This is a genomic window from Cohnella nanjingensis, from assembly GCF_014212125.1.
Taxonomy (GTDB): Bacteria; Bacillota; Bacilli; order Paenibacillales; family Paenibacillaceae; genus Cohnella; species Cohnella nanjingensis.
Genome location: NZ_JACJVP010000037.1, coordinates 23404 through 38309, shown reverse-complemented (window position 1 = coordinate 38309; position 14906 = coordinate 23404). Strand labels below are relative to the sequence as shown.

The window sequence follows — 14906 nt, the reverse complement described above, 5'->3', positions numbered from 1 at the left end:
AGCAAAAAAGGCTGTCCCCTCGGGACAGCCTTTTTGCTTGCATTACGGCCATTCATCCCATCGAGGAGGCGGCCGCCACTTCGTAGCGCTTCTGCTCGACCGGCGCGCCGATCTTGTGGATGTGCGGCAGGTCGAACGCCTTCATCGCGTTGCGCGTGTCCAGGATCGGCACGCCGAGCCCGACCAGCTCTTCGTACTTGAACGCGTCATGATGCGTGACGAGCACGAAGCAGTCGTAGCCGCGGAAGCGATTCGGCTCGTATGGCACCGAATAGACCGTCTCCCCCTCCGCGTCCCGGAACGAAGCCGCGAGCGGATCGTAGTAGTCGACGGCGGCGCCGCCTTCCTTGAACAGTTCGTACACCTCGAGGCCGGGCGATTCGCGCAGGTCGTCGACGTTCGGCTTGTACGCCATGCCCAGAATGAGGATGCGCGAGCCACGCAGCGACTTGGACGACTGGTTCAGGATATGCGACGTCTTGTTCACGACGTAGTACGGCATGTTCGTGTTCACCGACTGCGCCAGCTCGATGAAGCTGCTGTAGAACCGGTAGCCCTTCGCCTTCCACGACAGGTACATCGGGTCGAGCGGGATGCAGTGGCCCCCGATGCCCGGACCCGGGTAGAACGGCATGAACCCGAACGGCTTCGTGCTGGCCGCCTTTATGACTTCCCAGATGTCGATGGACATTCGCTCGCACATCATGGCCATCTCGTTGATGAACGCGATATTGACGCTGCGGAACGTATTCTCCAGCAGCTTCGACATCTCGGCCACCTTCGGCGAGGAGACGGGCACGACGGTCTGCACGATGTTCTCGTACAGCAGGCTGCCCAGCTTCGCGCACTCCGGCGTCGTGCCGCCCAGCACCTTCGGCGTATTGTAGGTGGCGTATTGTTCGTTGGACGGGTCCACCCGCTCCGGCGAGAAGCAGAGGAAGTAATCGTGCCCGACCTTCCAGCCTTCCCGCTCCAGCTCGCGCTCGATGAGCTCCTCCGTCGTGCCGGGATAGGTCGTGCTCTCGAGGACGATGAGCCCGCCTTTCTTCATATGCAGCTTAATTTGCCCTACCACGTGCACGATGTGCGACGTATCCGGGTCCTGGTTGGCGCTGAGCGGCGTCGGCACGCAGATCGAGACGGCGTCCAGCTCCGCCATTACGGCGAAGTCCGTCGTCGGACGGAACCGGCCGCCCTCCACCGCCTCCCACAGCTTCTCGTTCGAGACGTCCTGCACGTAGGAGATGCCCGCCTGCAGCTGCGCCACCTTGCGCCCGTCCAGATCGATCCCGTGAACCTCGAAGCCTTGGCGAACCATCTCGACCGCCAGCGGAAGCCCGACGTACCCCAATCCAACGACGCCCAGCTTGGCGCCCTTCCGTTCGATCGCCCGTCTTAGGCGCGTATAATTCGCATTCATGAATAATCCCCCTTTGGGTCGGTATCGTTTGTTGGAGCATCATTCAAAGCAGCCGTTCGATCCGCGCTTCCAGCTCTACCGGGGAGAACGGCCGCGTGATATAGTCCGCGACGCCGAGCTTGAAGCAGCGGCTGATCGTATCCTCCTCGCGGTTGTCCGTGAAGACGACGATCTTGCTCTTCGCGTCCGGGTCCTCCCGGTGCATGCGGATGAGGAAGTGGAACCCGTCGATGCCGGACAGGTTCAAGTCGGTGATCACCATATCCGGCTGCTCCTGACGGAACAGGTCCAACCCCTGCTTGCCGTCTCCGGCCGCCAGCACCCGGTAGCCCTTCATCTGCAGCCGCAGCTGCAGATACCGGCGCACTTCCTCGTCGCTGTCCACGAGCAGCACCGACTGCGTCTCGTTCGATTGATACAGCTCATGGAAGAGGATGAGGTTCGGGTCTGGCGGCGCCTGCTCGAACAGATCCGTCAGCGCCTCGAAGAACTTCGGATTGCGTTCCGCCTGATCCGCGGCGCTCGCCAGCAGGATGCTGTAAGCGCCGTCCGCCATCTTGGCGAGCAGCCGCTTGATCCGCAGCGCCGCGTAGTGCGCCCGGTTCCAGCTCGCCCCGAACAGGAGGAAGGCGGCCTGATGCCGGTCCGCCTCCGCGAATTCGCGCACGGCGATGCCGTCCTCCGGCTCGACGATCGCCCGGACCGCTTCCAGCGTCTCGGCCCATGCCCGATCGACGCGGATGAGGATGATGCCGCAGTCCGTCCGCTCGTTCTCCTCCGCCAGCCAGTACTGCTCCACGTAGGCTTGATACATTTTCTCGTGCCACTTGCTTGCCTCTAACGGCTTGCTCACCGCAGTCGCCTCCTTTGATCTACAATTAAATGGTTAAGCGTGCAGAATGATCGCGCCTAAGCGCTCGTCTTGGCCGCCGAGTCCTCGTTCCAGCTCTGCCGCGTCATGACGCCCCACGTATTGTTCTTCCGCAGGTACTCGACATGACCTTGCAGCCTCCAGAGGACGCCGAGCTGATAGTAGCCGAGGAACATCAGCGCGGAGAAGCCGATCATCTTGAACAGATCGCGCATGCGGGGATACCGGCGATAGCCGATCTCTTCAAGCACGAGGGAGCCTACGGCCAGCAGATAGCCTGTTAGGAAGTTGATCAATCCGTAGATGAGGAGCACCCGCCACTGCGTCATGTCCATCGCCACGTAGCCGATGAGCGCAAAGAGCCCGGTGATCTTCACGTACGGATTCAGCGTCTCGAAGATGACGTTGTACGGCATGGTCAGCAAGCCGAACAGCTTGTACTTGGGCCGGAAGATCATATCGCGATTCTCCAGCATATTCTTCAGGTTGCCGCGTCCCCAGCGCTTGCGCTGGCTGCTCAGAATGCGGTACGAATCCGGCGCCTGCGTCCAGCAGACCGCGTCCGGACTGTAGGCGATCTTGTAAGGCAGCTTGTTGTCCAGCATATAGCGGTGCAGCTTGATGATGATGTTCATGTCCTCGCCCGGATAGCCGTCCCGGTAGCCGCCGACTTTAACGACATAATCCTTGCGGAACATGCCGAACGCGCCGGAGACGATAATCAGGCCGTTGATATGGCTCCAGCCGATCCGCCCGCCGAGGAACGCCTTCAGGTACTCCAGCGTCTGGAACATCGGCCATAGTTTGCGCGGCAGGCGCACGTCCTTGACGACGCCGTCCTCGATCGTGCAGCCGTTCGCGATCCGAACGTTGCCCCCGACCGCCACGATGCGTCCGGGATCCTCCATGTAGACCCGCGCCATCCGGATCAGCGCGTCCTTCTCCAGCAGCGAGTCGGCGTCGATCGAGCAGATGAGCGGATAGTGGGAAAAGTTGATGCCGGCATTCAGCGAATCGGCCTTGCCGCCATTGTCCTTGTCGATGACGTACAGGCGCGGATATGCCGGGTTGTGATAAATTCCTTTGACCTCGGTGCAGTCGATCGCATAGGTCATGGTCTCATTCTCGTGCGGCGTCAGCTGGAAAGCTTCGATCAGCAACTCCACCGTCCGGTCGTTCGAGCCGTCGTTGACGACGATCACTTCATAGGTGTGGTAGTTCAGCGTCAGCAGCGACTTCACGTTGTCGATGATGGTCAGCTCTTCATTGTAAGCCGGGACCAGCAAGGATACCGGCGGCACGTACGAAGAGCCGGACAACGACCGGAAGCGCGAGTAGACTTCGCCTTTCAGCATGCCGTACATGCCCCGGTACGAGAAAAACAAGATGGAAAAATAAATGAGACTGACGGCCGCGACGTAATACGTCGCGACCATGCCATAGCTATACAACAGGTCTCTCAGCAAGCGCGATCTCTCCTTATCCGTCGCTCCGCAGCTCGCGTTCGCGACCGCGGGCGCGTCCGAAGTAGTCTTCATAGACGAACTGCCGCATATTGCGTTCAGCCATCCCTTCGATCCCGGGCGCCGACGCTTCCCCGCTCCCCATCGCTTCGCGGATGACGAGCCGGGCGATACTCGCGGGATGTTCGGCTTCCGGTCCCCGGGCCGCTTCGCAGAGCGCGGTGAACCCTTCTTCGCCGAGCTGCGCGAGCGCCTTGCCGCTATTGTAGCGGACCTTCCAATCGGCATCGGCCAGCGCGGCCTGCAGCAGAACGACGCTGTCCTTCATGCCGAGCGCGCCGAGGCTGCTCGCGACCGCCGCGCGGATGTCTCCGTCGCGGTGCGCCATGAGCTTGCGGATCTGCTCCAGCGTGAGCTTGCCGCTGCCGCGTACGATGAGGCCCGCCGCTTGGGTACGGACGACCTTGTCTTCGGCGTCGACCAGATGCGACAGCGCCATCGCGATCTCCGGCCGCGTGTGCGTCTTCAGTACCGCCAGCGCCAGCTTGACGAGGCTCGTCTCGCCGGATTGCAGGAACGTCTTCACGACGTTCGCCTCGTCCAGGCTGGATTCCGTCAGGATGTCGGCGACGAGCAGGTACGCTTCATTCTGCCGGGACAGTATGAACGCAGCCATATCCCGCAGCTCGCCCGGACGGCGGGCGCACTTCGCGACCGCGCGGGCGACGATGAACGACAGCGTGCCGGACTTCATGCCGGATAGCAGCTTCATGAGCGCCGGGACAGCTTCCGCGTCCCGCATGCACCCCAGCCGATAGGCCGCGTCCAGCCGGACGCTCAGGAAGGGGCTATCCAGCCGTCTCCGCTCCCGCGCCGTCCAGCCCATCTCGTCGCAAAGGCGGACGAGCTTCTCCTGTTGGGCGCCCCGCATCTGTTCGATCCAGGGCAGGAGACGGTCGCGCACGGCCCGGCGCTCTCCCGCGCCGCGAATGTCGGGCGGCGGGCTGAGCGGTTCGACTCCTTCGAGGTTGGCGAGCACGTACGTGAACCAGTCGTCATGCTTGGCGAGCGCGCGCGCTTCGGCGCGGCGCCTGTACGTCTGAACGAGCTTCATGCCGACCAGGATGCCGAGGCCGATCGCGATGACGGCGATCATGACATAGATGAGATAGATGGCAGCTTGTTGACTCAATAACACGGATTAGCCTCCCGTCTTCGGTTGTTCTCCGATCGTCTTGTAGATCTCTTGCATCGCGTAGTAGCTAGGCTTAAGCCGCTCGGCGAAGTTCACCGTATCCCAAGCGGACCAAGTGTAGGGCTGCAGCTGGCTGAGCGGATAGGCGCCCGACCCGGATGCCTCTCCGAGGCCGCGGACTTCGTGCGTCGCCTTGTCCAAGATCCAGGGCAGGAACCGGATGCCGTCGGTCTTCGTCAGCTTGAACGCCTTGTCCGGCATCTCGTAGCTGATCGCCTGATGCGAGCTCGGATCCGCCAGTCCCAGGAGCATCCACGGAATCCGCATCTCGATGAAGTCGCCCTTGTACTGCCACATCGCCAGCGAGTCATAAGCCGGATCCGCCGGATCGTTCGTGCCTCGCGGCAGCCGGCCCGCGTCCGTGTCCTCGAACGCATGCGCGTACTTCGTATCCGGCGGCTCCATCTTCAGGCTCACGGGCAGCTTCCAAGGATTGAACAGGCCCGAATCGTCCTTGATCTCCTTCGCGGACATGTCGATCATGCCGTACACGTAGCCGTAAAGCCGCTTCTCCAAGTCGTAGTTGGCGGCGATCTTCACTTCCGACTCGTCGTCCGCGCCGATCGAGATGAGCGTCTCCAGCCCTTCGTCCAGCGTCCGGCCGTACAGCTCCTCGCCGTGCTTGTTGCCGCCCGGCAGCGAGTCGGAGCCGATGAAGAGCTGCTCCTTGGCGGGATCGAAGTCGTGATCCAGCTTGACGCTCAGGTAGACGTAGGCTTCGTCATGAGCCGCCCACATCTCCCGGATGCCGGGGACGTCGGCCGCGAGCTTCGTCTTCTCGCTTTTCTTCAGCTTGCTCCAATCCTTCGGGTCGCCGTCGATGCGCAGCCGACCCTCCAAGCCCGAATACATGCCGAGAACGCCGAACTGCTTTTCGTTCGTCAGCACGTTAAGCCAGTAAGCCCTGCGGTCCTCCGGTAGCTCCATCGGGACCGTGTTCCACGTCTTCTTGAACCATTCGTCCTGCCACATGAACAGGATGGCCCCCGCGTAGCCCTCGTCATGGATGATGCGCGTCAGATCGGCGTCGATCTCGCCCTGGGCCTGTTCGTTGTGCCCCCCTTGGGAGCGTCCCAGAGGCGCCTGATGCGAGATGCCTGCCGAAGACGGCACGCCGTACTCGGTGATCATGATCGGCATGCCTTTGTGATAGGCCTTGAGCCGCTTCAGATAGATCTCGTAAGTATCTTCGTCGGTCTTCTTCGGAGATGCCGACGACGATCCCCCGCTCGTGGCGGTCTTGCCCTTGTCCTTGGCGTCAGAGCCCGGCTTCCCGGCCGTCTTGGCTCCGCCGGCGCTCGCGGATTTGTTCTGCGCAGCCGCCGTCTTTACGCCGGAAGCATCCTCATACCGGAAGAAATCCGGATAATAAGGATACACGTGGTAGGTCGCGAGGTAGCCCGCTTTCCAATCCACCGGCTTCACGTGCGTCGCGTCGACGCTGACCATATCCTCGGTGAAGAGCGGCTCCGACGGATGGTTCAGCACGTCGGTCGTCACCCAGTTGGTGAACGACATCGGATGCTGCCAGCCGTAAGTCCGCTCGGTCTCGGCCGCATGGTCGACCATCTCCGCGAGCCACGCTTCGAACGGCGTCGCCTTCGCCGCCGTCGCGAAGTGCGCGCCCGCATATTGGGCTTTATCCTTGTGCTGCTTGTTCGTATTGGCGACCATCTCCGGGTCCCACTCCGTCCCGATGCTCCAGGCGAGCAGGTACGGACCGGCGTTCGTCTTGTACTTGCCCGAAGCCGAGCCCTTCGTCTCCGGCAGCGTCAAATCGCCGTACACCGCTTTGACCGCGCGGTTGATCTCCGTCTTGAAGGCGTCCCGGATCTCCGGCAAGTAAGCGTCGCGCTTCTCGATCAGCTGCTCCTCGGGCGACCATACGCCTTGCACGAAGAACAGCGGATCGTCTCCGTGCTTGCGGTTGAACTCGACGAGCGCGTCGTAGAAGACCGGCTTGTGAATCGTATAGATCCGGATGACGTTCGCGCCCATCTCCTTGATCTCGCCGAACCAGCGCAGATAGTCTTTGCGCGAGAGCGGCAGCTCGCCGGGGAAATGCCCGGGCAGCGTCGCTCCGAGGTTGACGCCTTGGACGAACAAGGGCTGCCACTTCCCGTCCTTGTAGATCGCCATCGATTCGCCTTCGGTCTTGAACTTCAGCTGCGTGCCGTCGCTCGCGACTTCCATCTCGACGCCGGCCGCGGCGTAGTGATCGCGGGCGAACAGCCCGCCCGCGGCGACGGCCGCGAGGACGACGACGCCGCACAGGACGCCCTTCCAGCCTCGCCACCAGACGCGTTTCGATCTTTCGGTTCCAGGATAATCCATGCTGCATCCACCTCTATTCGACCGTTACGCTCTTGGCCAGATTGCGCGGCTTGTCCACGTCGTGACCGAGCGTAACGGAAGCGTAATAAGCGAGGAGCTGCAGCGGAATGACGGCCAGCGCCGGCGCCAGCATCGGATGCGTGTCCGGTATTGTCAGCGTCCGGTGCGCGTGCACGGATAGATCCGGCTGTCCGGCAGCCGCGATGCCGAGCACCTGCGCGCCTCGCGCGATCACTTCCTTGATGTTGCTAACGGTCTTCTCATAAAGCTCCGGCTGCGTCGCGAGGGCGACGACCGGCGTGCCCTCTTCGATCAGCGCCAGCGTGCCGTGCTTCAACTCGCCGGCCGCGTAGGCTTCGGAGTGGATATAGGAGATCTCCTTCAGCTTGAGCGAGCCTTCCATGGCTACCGCGTAGTCCGCGCCGCGCCCGATGAAGAACAAGTGCTCCTGCCAGGCGATCGATTGCGCATAATCGGCCACGTCATCGGCCCTTTCCAGCAGCGCTGCCGCTTGTTCCGGCAGCCGCCCCAGCGCCTCGACGATCGGGCCGATCTCCTCGGCCGGAAGCGTCCCTCTGGCGCAAGCCATATGCAGCGCGAAGAGATATAGCACGAGCAACTGCGTGGTGTACGCCTTCGTCGAAGCGACGGAGATCTCCGGCCCGGCGCACGTGAACAGCACGTCGTCGGCTTCCCGCGCCGCCGTGCTGCCGACGACGTTCGTGATCGCCAGCACATGGGCGCCTTGGCGCCGCGCTTCCCGCATCGCGGCGAGCGTGTCGGCCGTCTCGCCGGATTGGCTGACGACGATGACGAGCGTCTCCGGCGTGATGAGCGGCTGGCGGTATCGGTATTCGGAGGCGACATCCGTCAAGACGGGCAAGCGCGCCCAACGTTCGATCGCCGTCTGGCCGACGAGACCGGCATGATAGGCTGTTCCGCAGGCGACGATATGAACGGAGCGGAATTGCCGGAGCCGCTCCGCGGTCAGCTGCAGCTCGGGCAGGTACACCCATGGATAACCGGTCAGCAGCCGGCCCGCCAGCGCGCGCCGATAAGCCGCGGGCTGCTCGTGAATTTCTTTTAACATGAAGTGCGCATAGCCGTCCTTCTCGGCAACGGCCAGATCCCAGTTCACCCTCAGCGGCGTCTTCGCGATCAGATTGCCTTCGATCGTCATCAGCTCTACGCCTTCCCGGGCGAGCACGGCCATCTCGCCGTCGTCGAGAATGTAGACGTCGCGCGTATGCTCCAGTATCGCGGGGATATCGGAGCCGACGAAGTGTTCCCCTTCCCCGATTCCGATGATGAGCGGGCTATGCAGCCTTACGGCAACCAGCTTGTCCGGCTCGTGCGCGGACAGTACGGCGAGCGCATAGGCGCCGCGCATCCGCTTGGTCGCCGCTTGCACGGCCTTGACGATATCGCCGTCGTAGTGCGCCGCGATCAGATGCGAGACGACTTCGGTATCCGTCTCGGAGACGAATTGCGCGCCTTGCCCGCTCAGCTCCTCCTTCAGCTCCAGATAATTCTCTATGATGCCGTTATGGACGACGGAGAATTTCATGTCATTGTCCGTGTGGGGATGCGAATTGAGGTCGGACGGTCTGCCGTGCGTCGCCCAACGGGTATGCCCGATGCCGATCGTGCCGGCCAGTTCCTCGTCCTGCAGCCGATTCTCCAATTCCAGAATGCGTCCTTGCGATTTGACGACCTTCAGTCCCTGCTCCGTGCAGACGGCAATGCCCGCGGAATCGTATCCGCGATATTCCAGCTTTTTCAGACCGTTCAACAGAATGTGCTGGGACGGCTTGCCGCCGATGTATCCCATAATGCCGCACATATGGATTCCCTCCTACGCCTATCGATCTCTTTTTATGGTTCGTTTTGATATGGTTCGTAGTGCTAACGCGCCCTGCCATGCTCACTTCAAGTACTATAAACCTGCCTGCCGTCGGATACTTTAGAATTCATTAAGGACGTGTACGAAATTTTTAATGCAACCTTGCGGAAGCCGTCGAGGGGGCAACAAAACGTATCGTCAAACGCAGGGAACGCAAAGGCGCGGAAAACCAGGCGCCGAGCGGGATAACCGTCTGCCAACCCGATCCAGTTGGACACATGAGAACGATGATAACGAGATTAAAAGTTTATCATCTAAATTTTAAGATTCAGGGCGGGGAAGGAATTGGCAGGTTTCAAGCGCGGGGTTCGCGCGTATTCGCACGAGGTCTTTAACTTAAGGGGGTAGGCGGCCAAATTGTTCCTGCCGAGATGCAAAAGAGAGCGCGGCCCCCGGTAAGACGGTTTCTCATTTTGGGGGCTATACGATGCTCTTTTTCCCATTCGGACGGCGAGGGGGACAGCGCGGATGTGCGGTGGATACGGCTGAAAACAACTCCAAATCGGATGCATGGACGAAGCTGGGCCAGCCGGTTCGCGCGGCATGAACTTCGTTCGTTTCGGCCTGAACCGATACAGGTTGTAGTTTCGGTCCTCGGCTCGATCGCGCCCCATTCCGGGTCGCGATCGTTTTTTGGGGAGATTTATCTGTTGACCTTAACATTAGTGTCAAACTTTAGAATGGGATTCGAAACTACGAAGGAGGGATATCCATTGCACAACCAAAACCAACAATCGCCCTCGCCGTCTATCGCGTCGGTCGGGACACGCACGCCGGTAACGATCGTCGGCTTAGGCCCGATGGGCCGAGCGCTGGCCGGCGCGTTCCTGCGCGCCGGCCATCCGACGACCGTGTGGAACCGCTCGCCCGGCAAAGCCGACGATCTCGCCGCGCAGGGGGCGTATCGCGCGGACCGGATCGCCGACGCGGTCGCCGCGAGTCCGCTCGTCATCGTCTGCGTGCTGAACGATGACGCCGTGCACGCGATTCTCGAGCCCGTGGCCGCCGCCTTGAAGGGACGTACGCTCGTGAACCTCACCGCCGACTCGCCGGCGCGTGCGCGCGGGACCGCCGCATGGGCGGCCGAACACGGCATCGATTACGTCGACGGGGCGATCATGACGCCGACCCCGACGATCGGGACGCCGGCCGCCTCCGTCCTCTACAGCGGATCGTCCGACGCCTTCGAGGCCGTCCGGCCCGCGCTCGCGAGCATCGGCGGAGCCGTCTCGCATCTGGGCGACGATCCCGGACGGGCGGCCGCCTTCGACGTGGCGCTGCTGGATCTGTTCTGGACGTCGATGAGCGGTTACGTTCACGCGCTGGCGCTGGCCCGGACCGAGAATATCCCGGCAAGGGAACTCGCCGTTCATGCCCAGGGCATCGTCCGCATCCTTCCCGCCATCATGACGTCAATCGCGGACCAAGTCGATGCCGGCCGGTATCCGGGCGACAGCTCCAATCTGCTCTCGGCCGCCGCGGGCATGACGCACATCCTCCATGCCGCCCGGCATCACGGCCTCGACACCAGCGTGCTCACCGCCGCCAAGGCGATCGCGCAGCGGGCGATCGACGCCGGACACGGCACGGAAGGCTTCTCCAGGCTGGTTGAAGAGATTCGGCAACCGTCAGTCTAACGTCTCGCGGAGACCTGATTATCCTTATTTCGTCCAATGATGAATCATCATCTAATCGAGCGAAGGAGCGTGCTACAGAATGGGATTCGAGCATCCAAACCAGACGGCTCATGGAAGTCCGGACCACGTTAACGATATCGTCGCCAATCCGGGCAAGGCCGGCTCCCCCGTGACCGTCATCGGTCTAGGCAAGATGGGCGCGGCCTTGGCCGCCGCGTTCCTGAAGCAAGGCCACCCGACGACGGTCTGGAACCGCTCGGCCGGGAAAGCCGATGAGCTCGCCAAACAAGGGGCCATCCCCGCAGCTACGATCGCCGAAGCGGTTGCGGCCAGTCCTCTGATCGTCATCTGCGTATCCGACTATGCGGTCATGCACGACATTCTGGACCCTATCGGCGAAGCGCTGTCCGGCCGAACGTTGGCGAACCTCACCAACGGAACGCCGGAGCAGGGCCGTCAAACGGCGGAATGGGCTGCCGCGCTCGGCGCCGACTACCTGGACGGGGGTATCATGGCGATCCCTCCGATGATCTCGCGCCCTGAAGCGCTGCTGCTGTATAGCGGATCGGAACGCGCCTTCGAGAAGCATCAGCGCGTGTGGGAGTCCCTCGGTACCGCGATGTACCTCGGCGCCGATGCCGGCCTCGCGCCCCTCTATGACCTGGCCTTGCTTAGCGCGATGTACGGCATGTTCGGCGGCTTCTTCCATGCCGCCGCCATGGTCGCATCTGAGAGAGTCAAGGCGGCAGATTTCACCTCGCTGATCATCCCTTGGCTGAACGCCATGATGACCAGCCTGCCTCACCTCGCTCAAGCGATCGACACCGGAAACCACGCGACAGATATCTCCAGCTTGGATATCAACCATGTCGGGTTCGTCAACCTGATCGAAGCCAGCCGGGGCCAAGGCGTCGGCCTCGACCTGATCGCCCCGATTCAGGCGCTCATCCGGCGCGGCGTGGCCGAAGGTTACGGATCTGACGGCCTGTCCAGATTGGCCGAGCTGCTCCGGCAGCCGGCCTTCAAGACGCCGTAACGGAGCCGCAGCCCAAACTGAACAGAAAGGAAGTCCGTTCGCGTTAATCGGAACGGACTTCTTTGGCTTGATCGGCATTCTGTCGATCCCGCAGAGTCTTCATCTCATTGATCTGCGACTCCAGCCGATGCTGCACGGAAGCCAATGTCTTGATCTGACCGTTCAGCTCCGCCCACTTCTGCTCGTAGACCTCGAGCATCTCGTCGCAATATTCGTCCATATCCGGTTCCGGCTCCGGATCGTGACAGCTCAGCAATTCCCCGATCTCTTCCGTCGTGAGGCCCAAGCCCAAATAGATCTTGATCGACTTGATCCGTTCAATCGCGGCCTCGTTGAATTCCCGGTAGTCGTTCTCCAGGCGGGTCGGAGCGATCAATTTCTTCTTCTCGTAATGCCGGATCGATCGCGCACTGACGCCGGTAATCTTGGACAGCTCGCTGATCTTCATGCGATCGCCCTCCTTCCTTTTCGCAGCAAGAAAAGAATGCCATGATTCCCTACAGTGTAACATCATGTAAAGGTTAGGAGAAGGTCCGGACCGCATTCGCGGCCAGATTCAACAAGCCTAGGTAGATCGGGTACAAGACGAAAGCCCCTATGGCGATTAATCCTGCGATCGGATTCGGATATTCGCCCGGATCGGTGATGGGAAATCCTTCGGCAAACGTATAGGCAAACAGCAGGAAATAAGGCATCCACAGCAGCAGCGACCAGAAATTGGCCCACCTTCCCTCCAGCCAGCGAAGCAAGATTAGCGGAAACAGAAAAGACGAGAGGAAAAATCCGCCGATATAAATCCAGAGCAGCGTCCGGTTGACCGTATCGATCTCCCAGCCGGTCCATCTGCCGATGCGATAAACGTTCATCATCAGTTCGAGTGCCGCAAACAGCGCAAAGGCGAACCCGGCGCTTACGATCTGCAGCTTGATGGCGTATCTCATCCTTAGTTCCCCCGGTCCGGCTTGTCTTGACCGCTCTCCCGCCTCTCTTCTATTTCCAGATTCCCTAAGGATATCCTGCCATCCCTCTCTATCTCTTCCAACGCGTTCAAGGGCCGTAGGTAACAAAACGGGACGGATCAGCAAGCGATCTGATCCATCCCGTTATCGGCGTTACGCTTGCGTCAACAGACTCCGCCACCCTCCGTACGCGGTGACGTCTTCCGCGCCCGCTTCGGCATAGCCTTCGCAGACGAAACCGGGCACCTCCATGCCGTCGGCGAGCTCGACCTTGCCGATGCCGAGCGGCGCCGGAATGGCGGCGGCGAAGCCGCCGAACCGCTCGAGCGGCATCTCCCACACCTCGAGCCGGATGGCCGCGCCGCCGCTGGCCTGCTTCAGCAAGCCCGGCTTGGCCGGCGCCGTCGGCAGCCGCACGAGACGGTACTTCGGCGCGGTCTCCGTCTCGCGGATGAAGCGCGCGCCGCTGTCGCGCATCTGCCGCTCCAGCGGCAAGCCGCGCATGTGCAGGCCGCAGACGGCGACGAACGTCGTGCCGGCGCGCGGCGCGGCGATCGTCAGCGCGTCGGCCCCGGCTGCGGCGGAGCGTCCGCCCTCGGCTAGCGCCGTCGTCTGCTTAGCTGCGCCTAGCGCCTCGGCCGCGCCGCAGAGCAGCCCCTCGCTGTCCGCGAGCGCGAACAGCGTGATGCCGAACGGCGTGCGGGGCGCCGCTTCGCCGGCCGGGATCGCCACCGCGCTCAGGTCGAGCAGGTTGCAGTGATTGGTATAGCGTCCCATGTCGCGGTTCGCGCCGATCGGATCGGCGCGAACCTCGTCGCGCGTCCAAGTCCCGCCGCAGGTCGGCATGACGAGTACGGCGTCCTGCAGCAACCCGCGCGCCTCGCGCTTGAAGCGCTGCAGCTTGTGCATCGCGCGGAACGCCGACGCCGCGTCGTACCGCTCGCCGGAGCCGGAGCGCAGGATCCGCTCGGTCACGGGGAAGGAAACGCCCGGATTCGCTTCGACGAATTCGCCGAGTCCCGCCCAACGCTCCGCCACCCACGGACCTTCGTACAGGACGGACGCCGCTTCCGCGAACAGCGTCCAATCCGCGTATTCGACCGGCAGGCCGGCCGACTCCGCCTGTTCCGCCGCGCGCAACCACGCGGACCGATACGCGTCCGCGAAGGGGCCGTAGAAGGCCGGCGTCTCCTTCGGCAGGAGCAGCTTGGCCGGCAAAGCCGGCATCGGCGCGGGGATCGCCCGCGACCAGGGATCGCGCTCGTCCGCGCCGCGCGCCGCGCCGTCCGCCGCGAGCGCGTCAGACAAGCTATGGGCGAAGACGGTCACGCAGTCGAGACTCTCGCAGGCGGGCACGACGCCTCGCACCGGCCAGGCGCCTAGCGACGGCTTGAAGCCGACGAGCCCGTGCAGCGCCGCCGGCACCCGGCCGGAGCCGGCCGTGTCGGTGCCGAGCGAGAAGGCCGCGTGGCCTCGCGCCACCGCCGCGGCGGAGCCGGAGCTGGAGCCGCCGCTGATAAGCTCGGGGCGCAGCGCGTTATGCGTCTCGCCGTAGGGGCTGCGCGTGCCGACGAGTCCGGTGGCGAACTGGTCGAGATTCGTCTTGCCGAGCGGGATCGCGCCGGCCGCGACGAGACGCTCCACGACGGCAGCGCTCGCCTCGGGCGTATACGCGTACTCGGCGCAAGCCGCCGTCGTCGGCACTCCGGCCAGGTCGATGTTGTCCTTGATCGCGAACGGGATGCCCCACAGCGGCGCATCCGCGGGATCCAGCTCCGCCAGCCGGTCGAGATACGGCTGAATACGGCCGATCTCCGGCGGAGCGATCCAGACGTTCATCTCCGCGTCCGCCTCGGCGCGGCGCACGATCTCCCGCACGACCTCGGCAGGCGTCAGCGCTTTGGCCGCATAGGCCTCCGCTAGCCAGCCGATCGTTAGCTCGCGAGGAATTTCGAGTTTATCTGGGGTCATGATCATGTTCCTCCTTCATCTCGGCTGCCTGAATCTCATCGCCTTTCCATTTCGCCA

At 62.6% G+C, this 14906-nt stretch carries 11 protein-coding genes; 2 read left to right on the top strand and 9 right to left on the bottom strand.

The features are described from left to right. Nucleotides 1-52: 52 nt before the first annotated feature. Genes H7C19_RS21845 through glmS form a run of 6 tightly spaced genes read right to left on the bottom strand, consistent with a single transcriptional unit; the run spans nucleotide 53 to nucleotide 9186 of the window. Nucleotides 53-1420 (bottom strand): nucleotide sugar dehydrogenase, encoded by a 1368-nt coding sequence (locus tag H7C19_RS21845; RefSeq protein WP_185671193.1) that lies wholly within the window; start codon nucleotides 1418-1420, stop codon nucleotides 53-55. A 43-nt stretch (nucleotides 1421-1463) separates the two neighbouring features. Further along, nucleotides 1464-2273, bottom strand: a complete 810-nt coding sequence (locus H7C19_RS35520; protein ID WP_185671192.1) for a response regulator transcription factor — start codon at nucleotides 2271-2273, stop codon at nucleotides 1464-1466. Nucleotides 2274-2329: 56 nt separating this feature from the next. Beyond that, entirely contained in the window at nucleotides 2330-3754 is a 1425-nt protein-coding gene (locus H7C19_RS21835; RefSeq protein WP_185671227.1) for a glycosyltransferase family 2 protein, read from the bottom strand. Nucleotides 3755-3770: 16 nt separating this feature from the next. Further along, entirely contained in the window at nucleotides 3771-4952 is a 1182-nt protein-coding gene (locus H7C19_RS21830; protein WP_185671191.1) for a HEAT repeat domain-containing protein, read from the bottom strand. Nucleotides 4953-4955: 3 nt separating this feature from the next. Beyond that, nucleotides 4956-7343 (bottom strand): glycoside hydrolase family 5 protein, encoded by a 2388-nt coding sequence (locus H7C19_RS21825; protein WP_185671190.1) that lies wholly within the window; start codon nucleotides 7341-7343, stop codon nucleotides 4956-4958. A gap of 13 nt (nucleotides 7344-7356) precedes the next feature. Next, nucleotides 7357-9186, bottom strand: a complete 1830-nt coding sequence (gene glmS, locus H7C19_RS21820) for a glutamine--fructose-6-phosphate transaminase (isomerizing) (RefSeq protein WP_185671189.1) — start codon at nucleotides 9184-9186, stop codon at nucleotides 7357-7359. A 773-nt stretch (nucleotides 9187-9959) separates the two neighbouring features. Between glmS and H7C19_RS21815 the strand changes: the two genes are divergently transcribed. Beyond that, entirely contained in the window at nucleotides 9960-10883 is a 924-nt protein-coding gene (locus H7C19_RS21815; protein WP_281384925.1) for an NAD(P)-dependent oxidoreductase, read from the top strand. Nucleotides 10884-10962: 79 nt separating this feature from the next. Next, the gene (locus H7C19_RS21810) at nucleotides 10963-11919 is read left to right on the top strand and encodes an NAD(P)-dependent oxidoreductase (RefSeq protein ID WP_185671187.1); all 957 of its coding nucleotides are present in this window, start codon (nucleotides 10963-10965) and stop codon (nucleotides 11917-11919) included. A 43-nt stretch (nucleotides 11920-11962) separates the two neighbouring features. Here the strand turns inward: H7C19_RS21810 and H7C19_RS21805 are convergent, their stop codons facing one another. The 3 genes from H7C19_RS21805 to atzF form a co-directional block, all read right to left on the bottom strand. After that, entirely contained in the window at nucleotides 11963-12367 is a 405-nt protein-coding gene (locus H7C19_RS21805) for a MerR family transcriptional regulator (RefSeq protein ID WP_185671186.1), read from the bottom strand. 73 nt (nucleotides 12368-12440) lie between these two features. Continuing rightward, nucleotides 12441-12860 carry a hypothetical protein gene (locus tag H7C19_RS21800; protein WP_185671185.1) on the bottom strand — a complete coding sequence of 140 codons (420 nt, stop codon included), beginning with the start codon at nucleotides 12858-12860 and terminating at the stop codon, nucleotides 12441-12443. Nucleotides 12861-13031: 171 nt separating this feature from the next. Further along, on the bottom strand, nucleotides 13032-14849 hold the full coding sequence (gene atzF / locus H7C19_RS21795; RefSeq protein WP_185671184.1) for an allophanate hydrolase: 1818 nt from the start codon (nucleotides 14847-14849) through the stop codon (nucleotides 13032-13034). Between the last annotated feature and the right edge of the window lie 57 nt (nucleotides 14850-14906).

Coding starts and splice junctions, on each gene's coding strand:
- H7C19_RS21825 (WP_185671190.1), bottom strand. CDS start 7,343: ATGGATTATCCTGGAACCGAAAGATCGAAACGCGTCTGGTGGCGAGGC.
- H7C19_RS21805 (WP_185671186.1), bottom strand. CDS start 12,367: ATGAAGATCAGCGAGCTGTCCAAGATTACCGGCGTCAGTGCGCGATCG.
- H7C19_RS21810 (WP_185671187.1), top strand. CDS start 10,963: ATGGGATTCGAGCATCCAAACCAGACGGCTCATGGAAGTCCGGACCAC.
- H7C19_RS21845 (WP_185671193.1), bottom strand. CDS start 1,420: ATGAATGCGAATTATACGCGCCTAAGACGGGCGATCGAACGGAAGGGC.
- atzF (WP_185671184.1), bottom strand. CDS start 14,849: ATGACCCCAGATAAACTCGAAATTCCTCGCGAGCTAACGATCGGCTGG.
- H7C19_RS21800 (WP_185671185.1), bottom strand. CDS start 12,860: ATGAGATACGCCATCAAGCTGCAGATCGTAAGCGCCGGGTTCGCCTTT.
- glmS (WP_185671189.1), bottom strand. CDS start 9,186: ATGTGCGGCATTATGGGATACATCGGCGGCAAGCCGTCCCAGCACATT.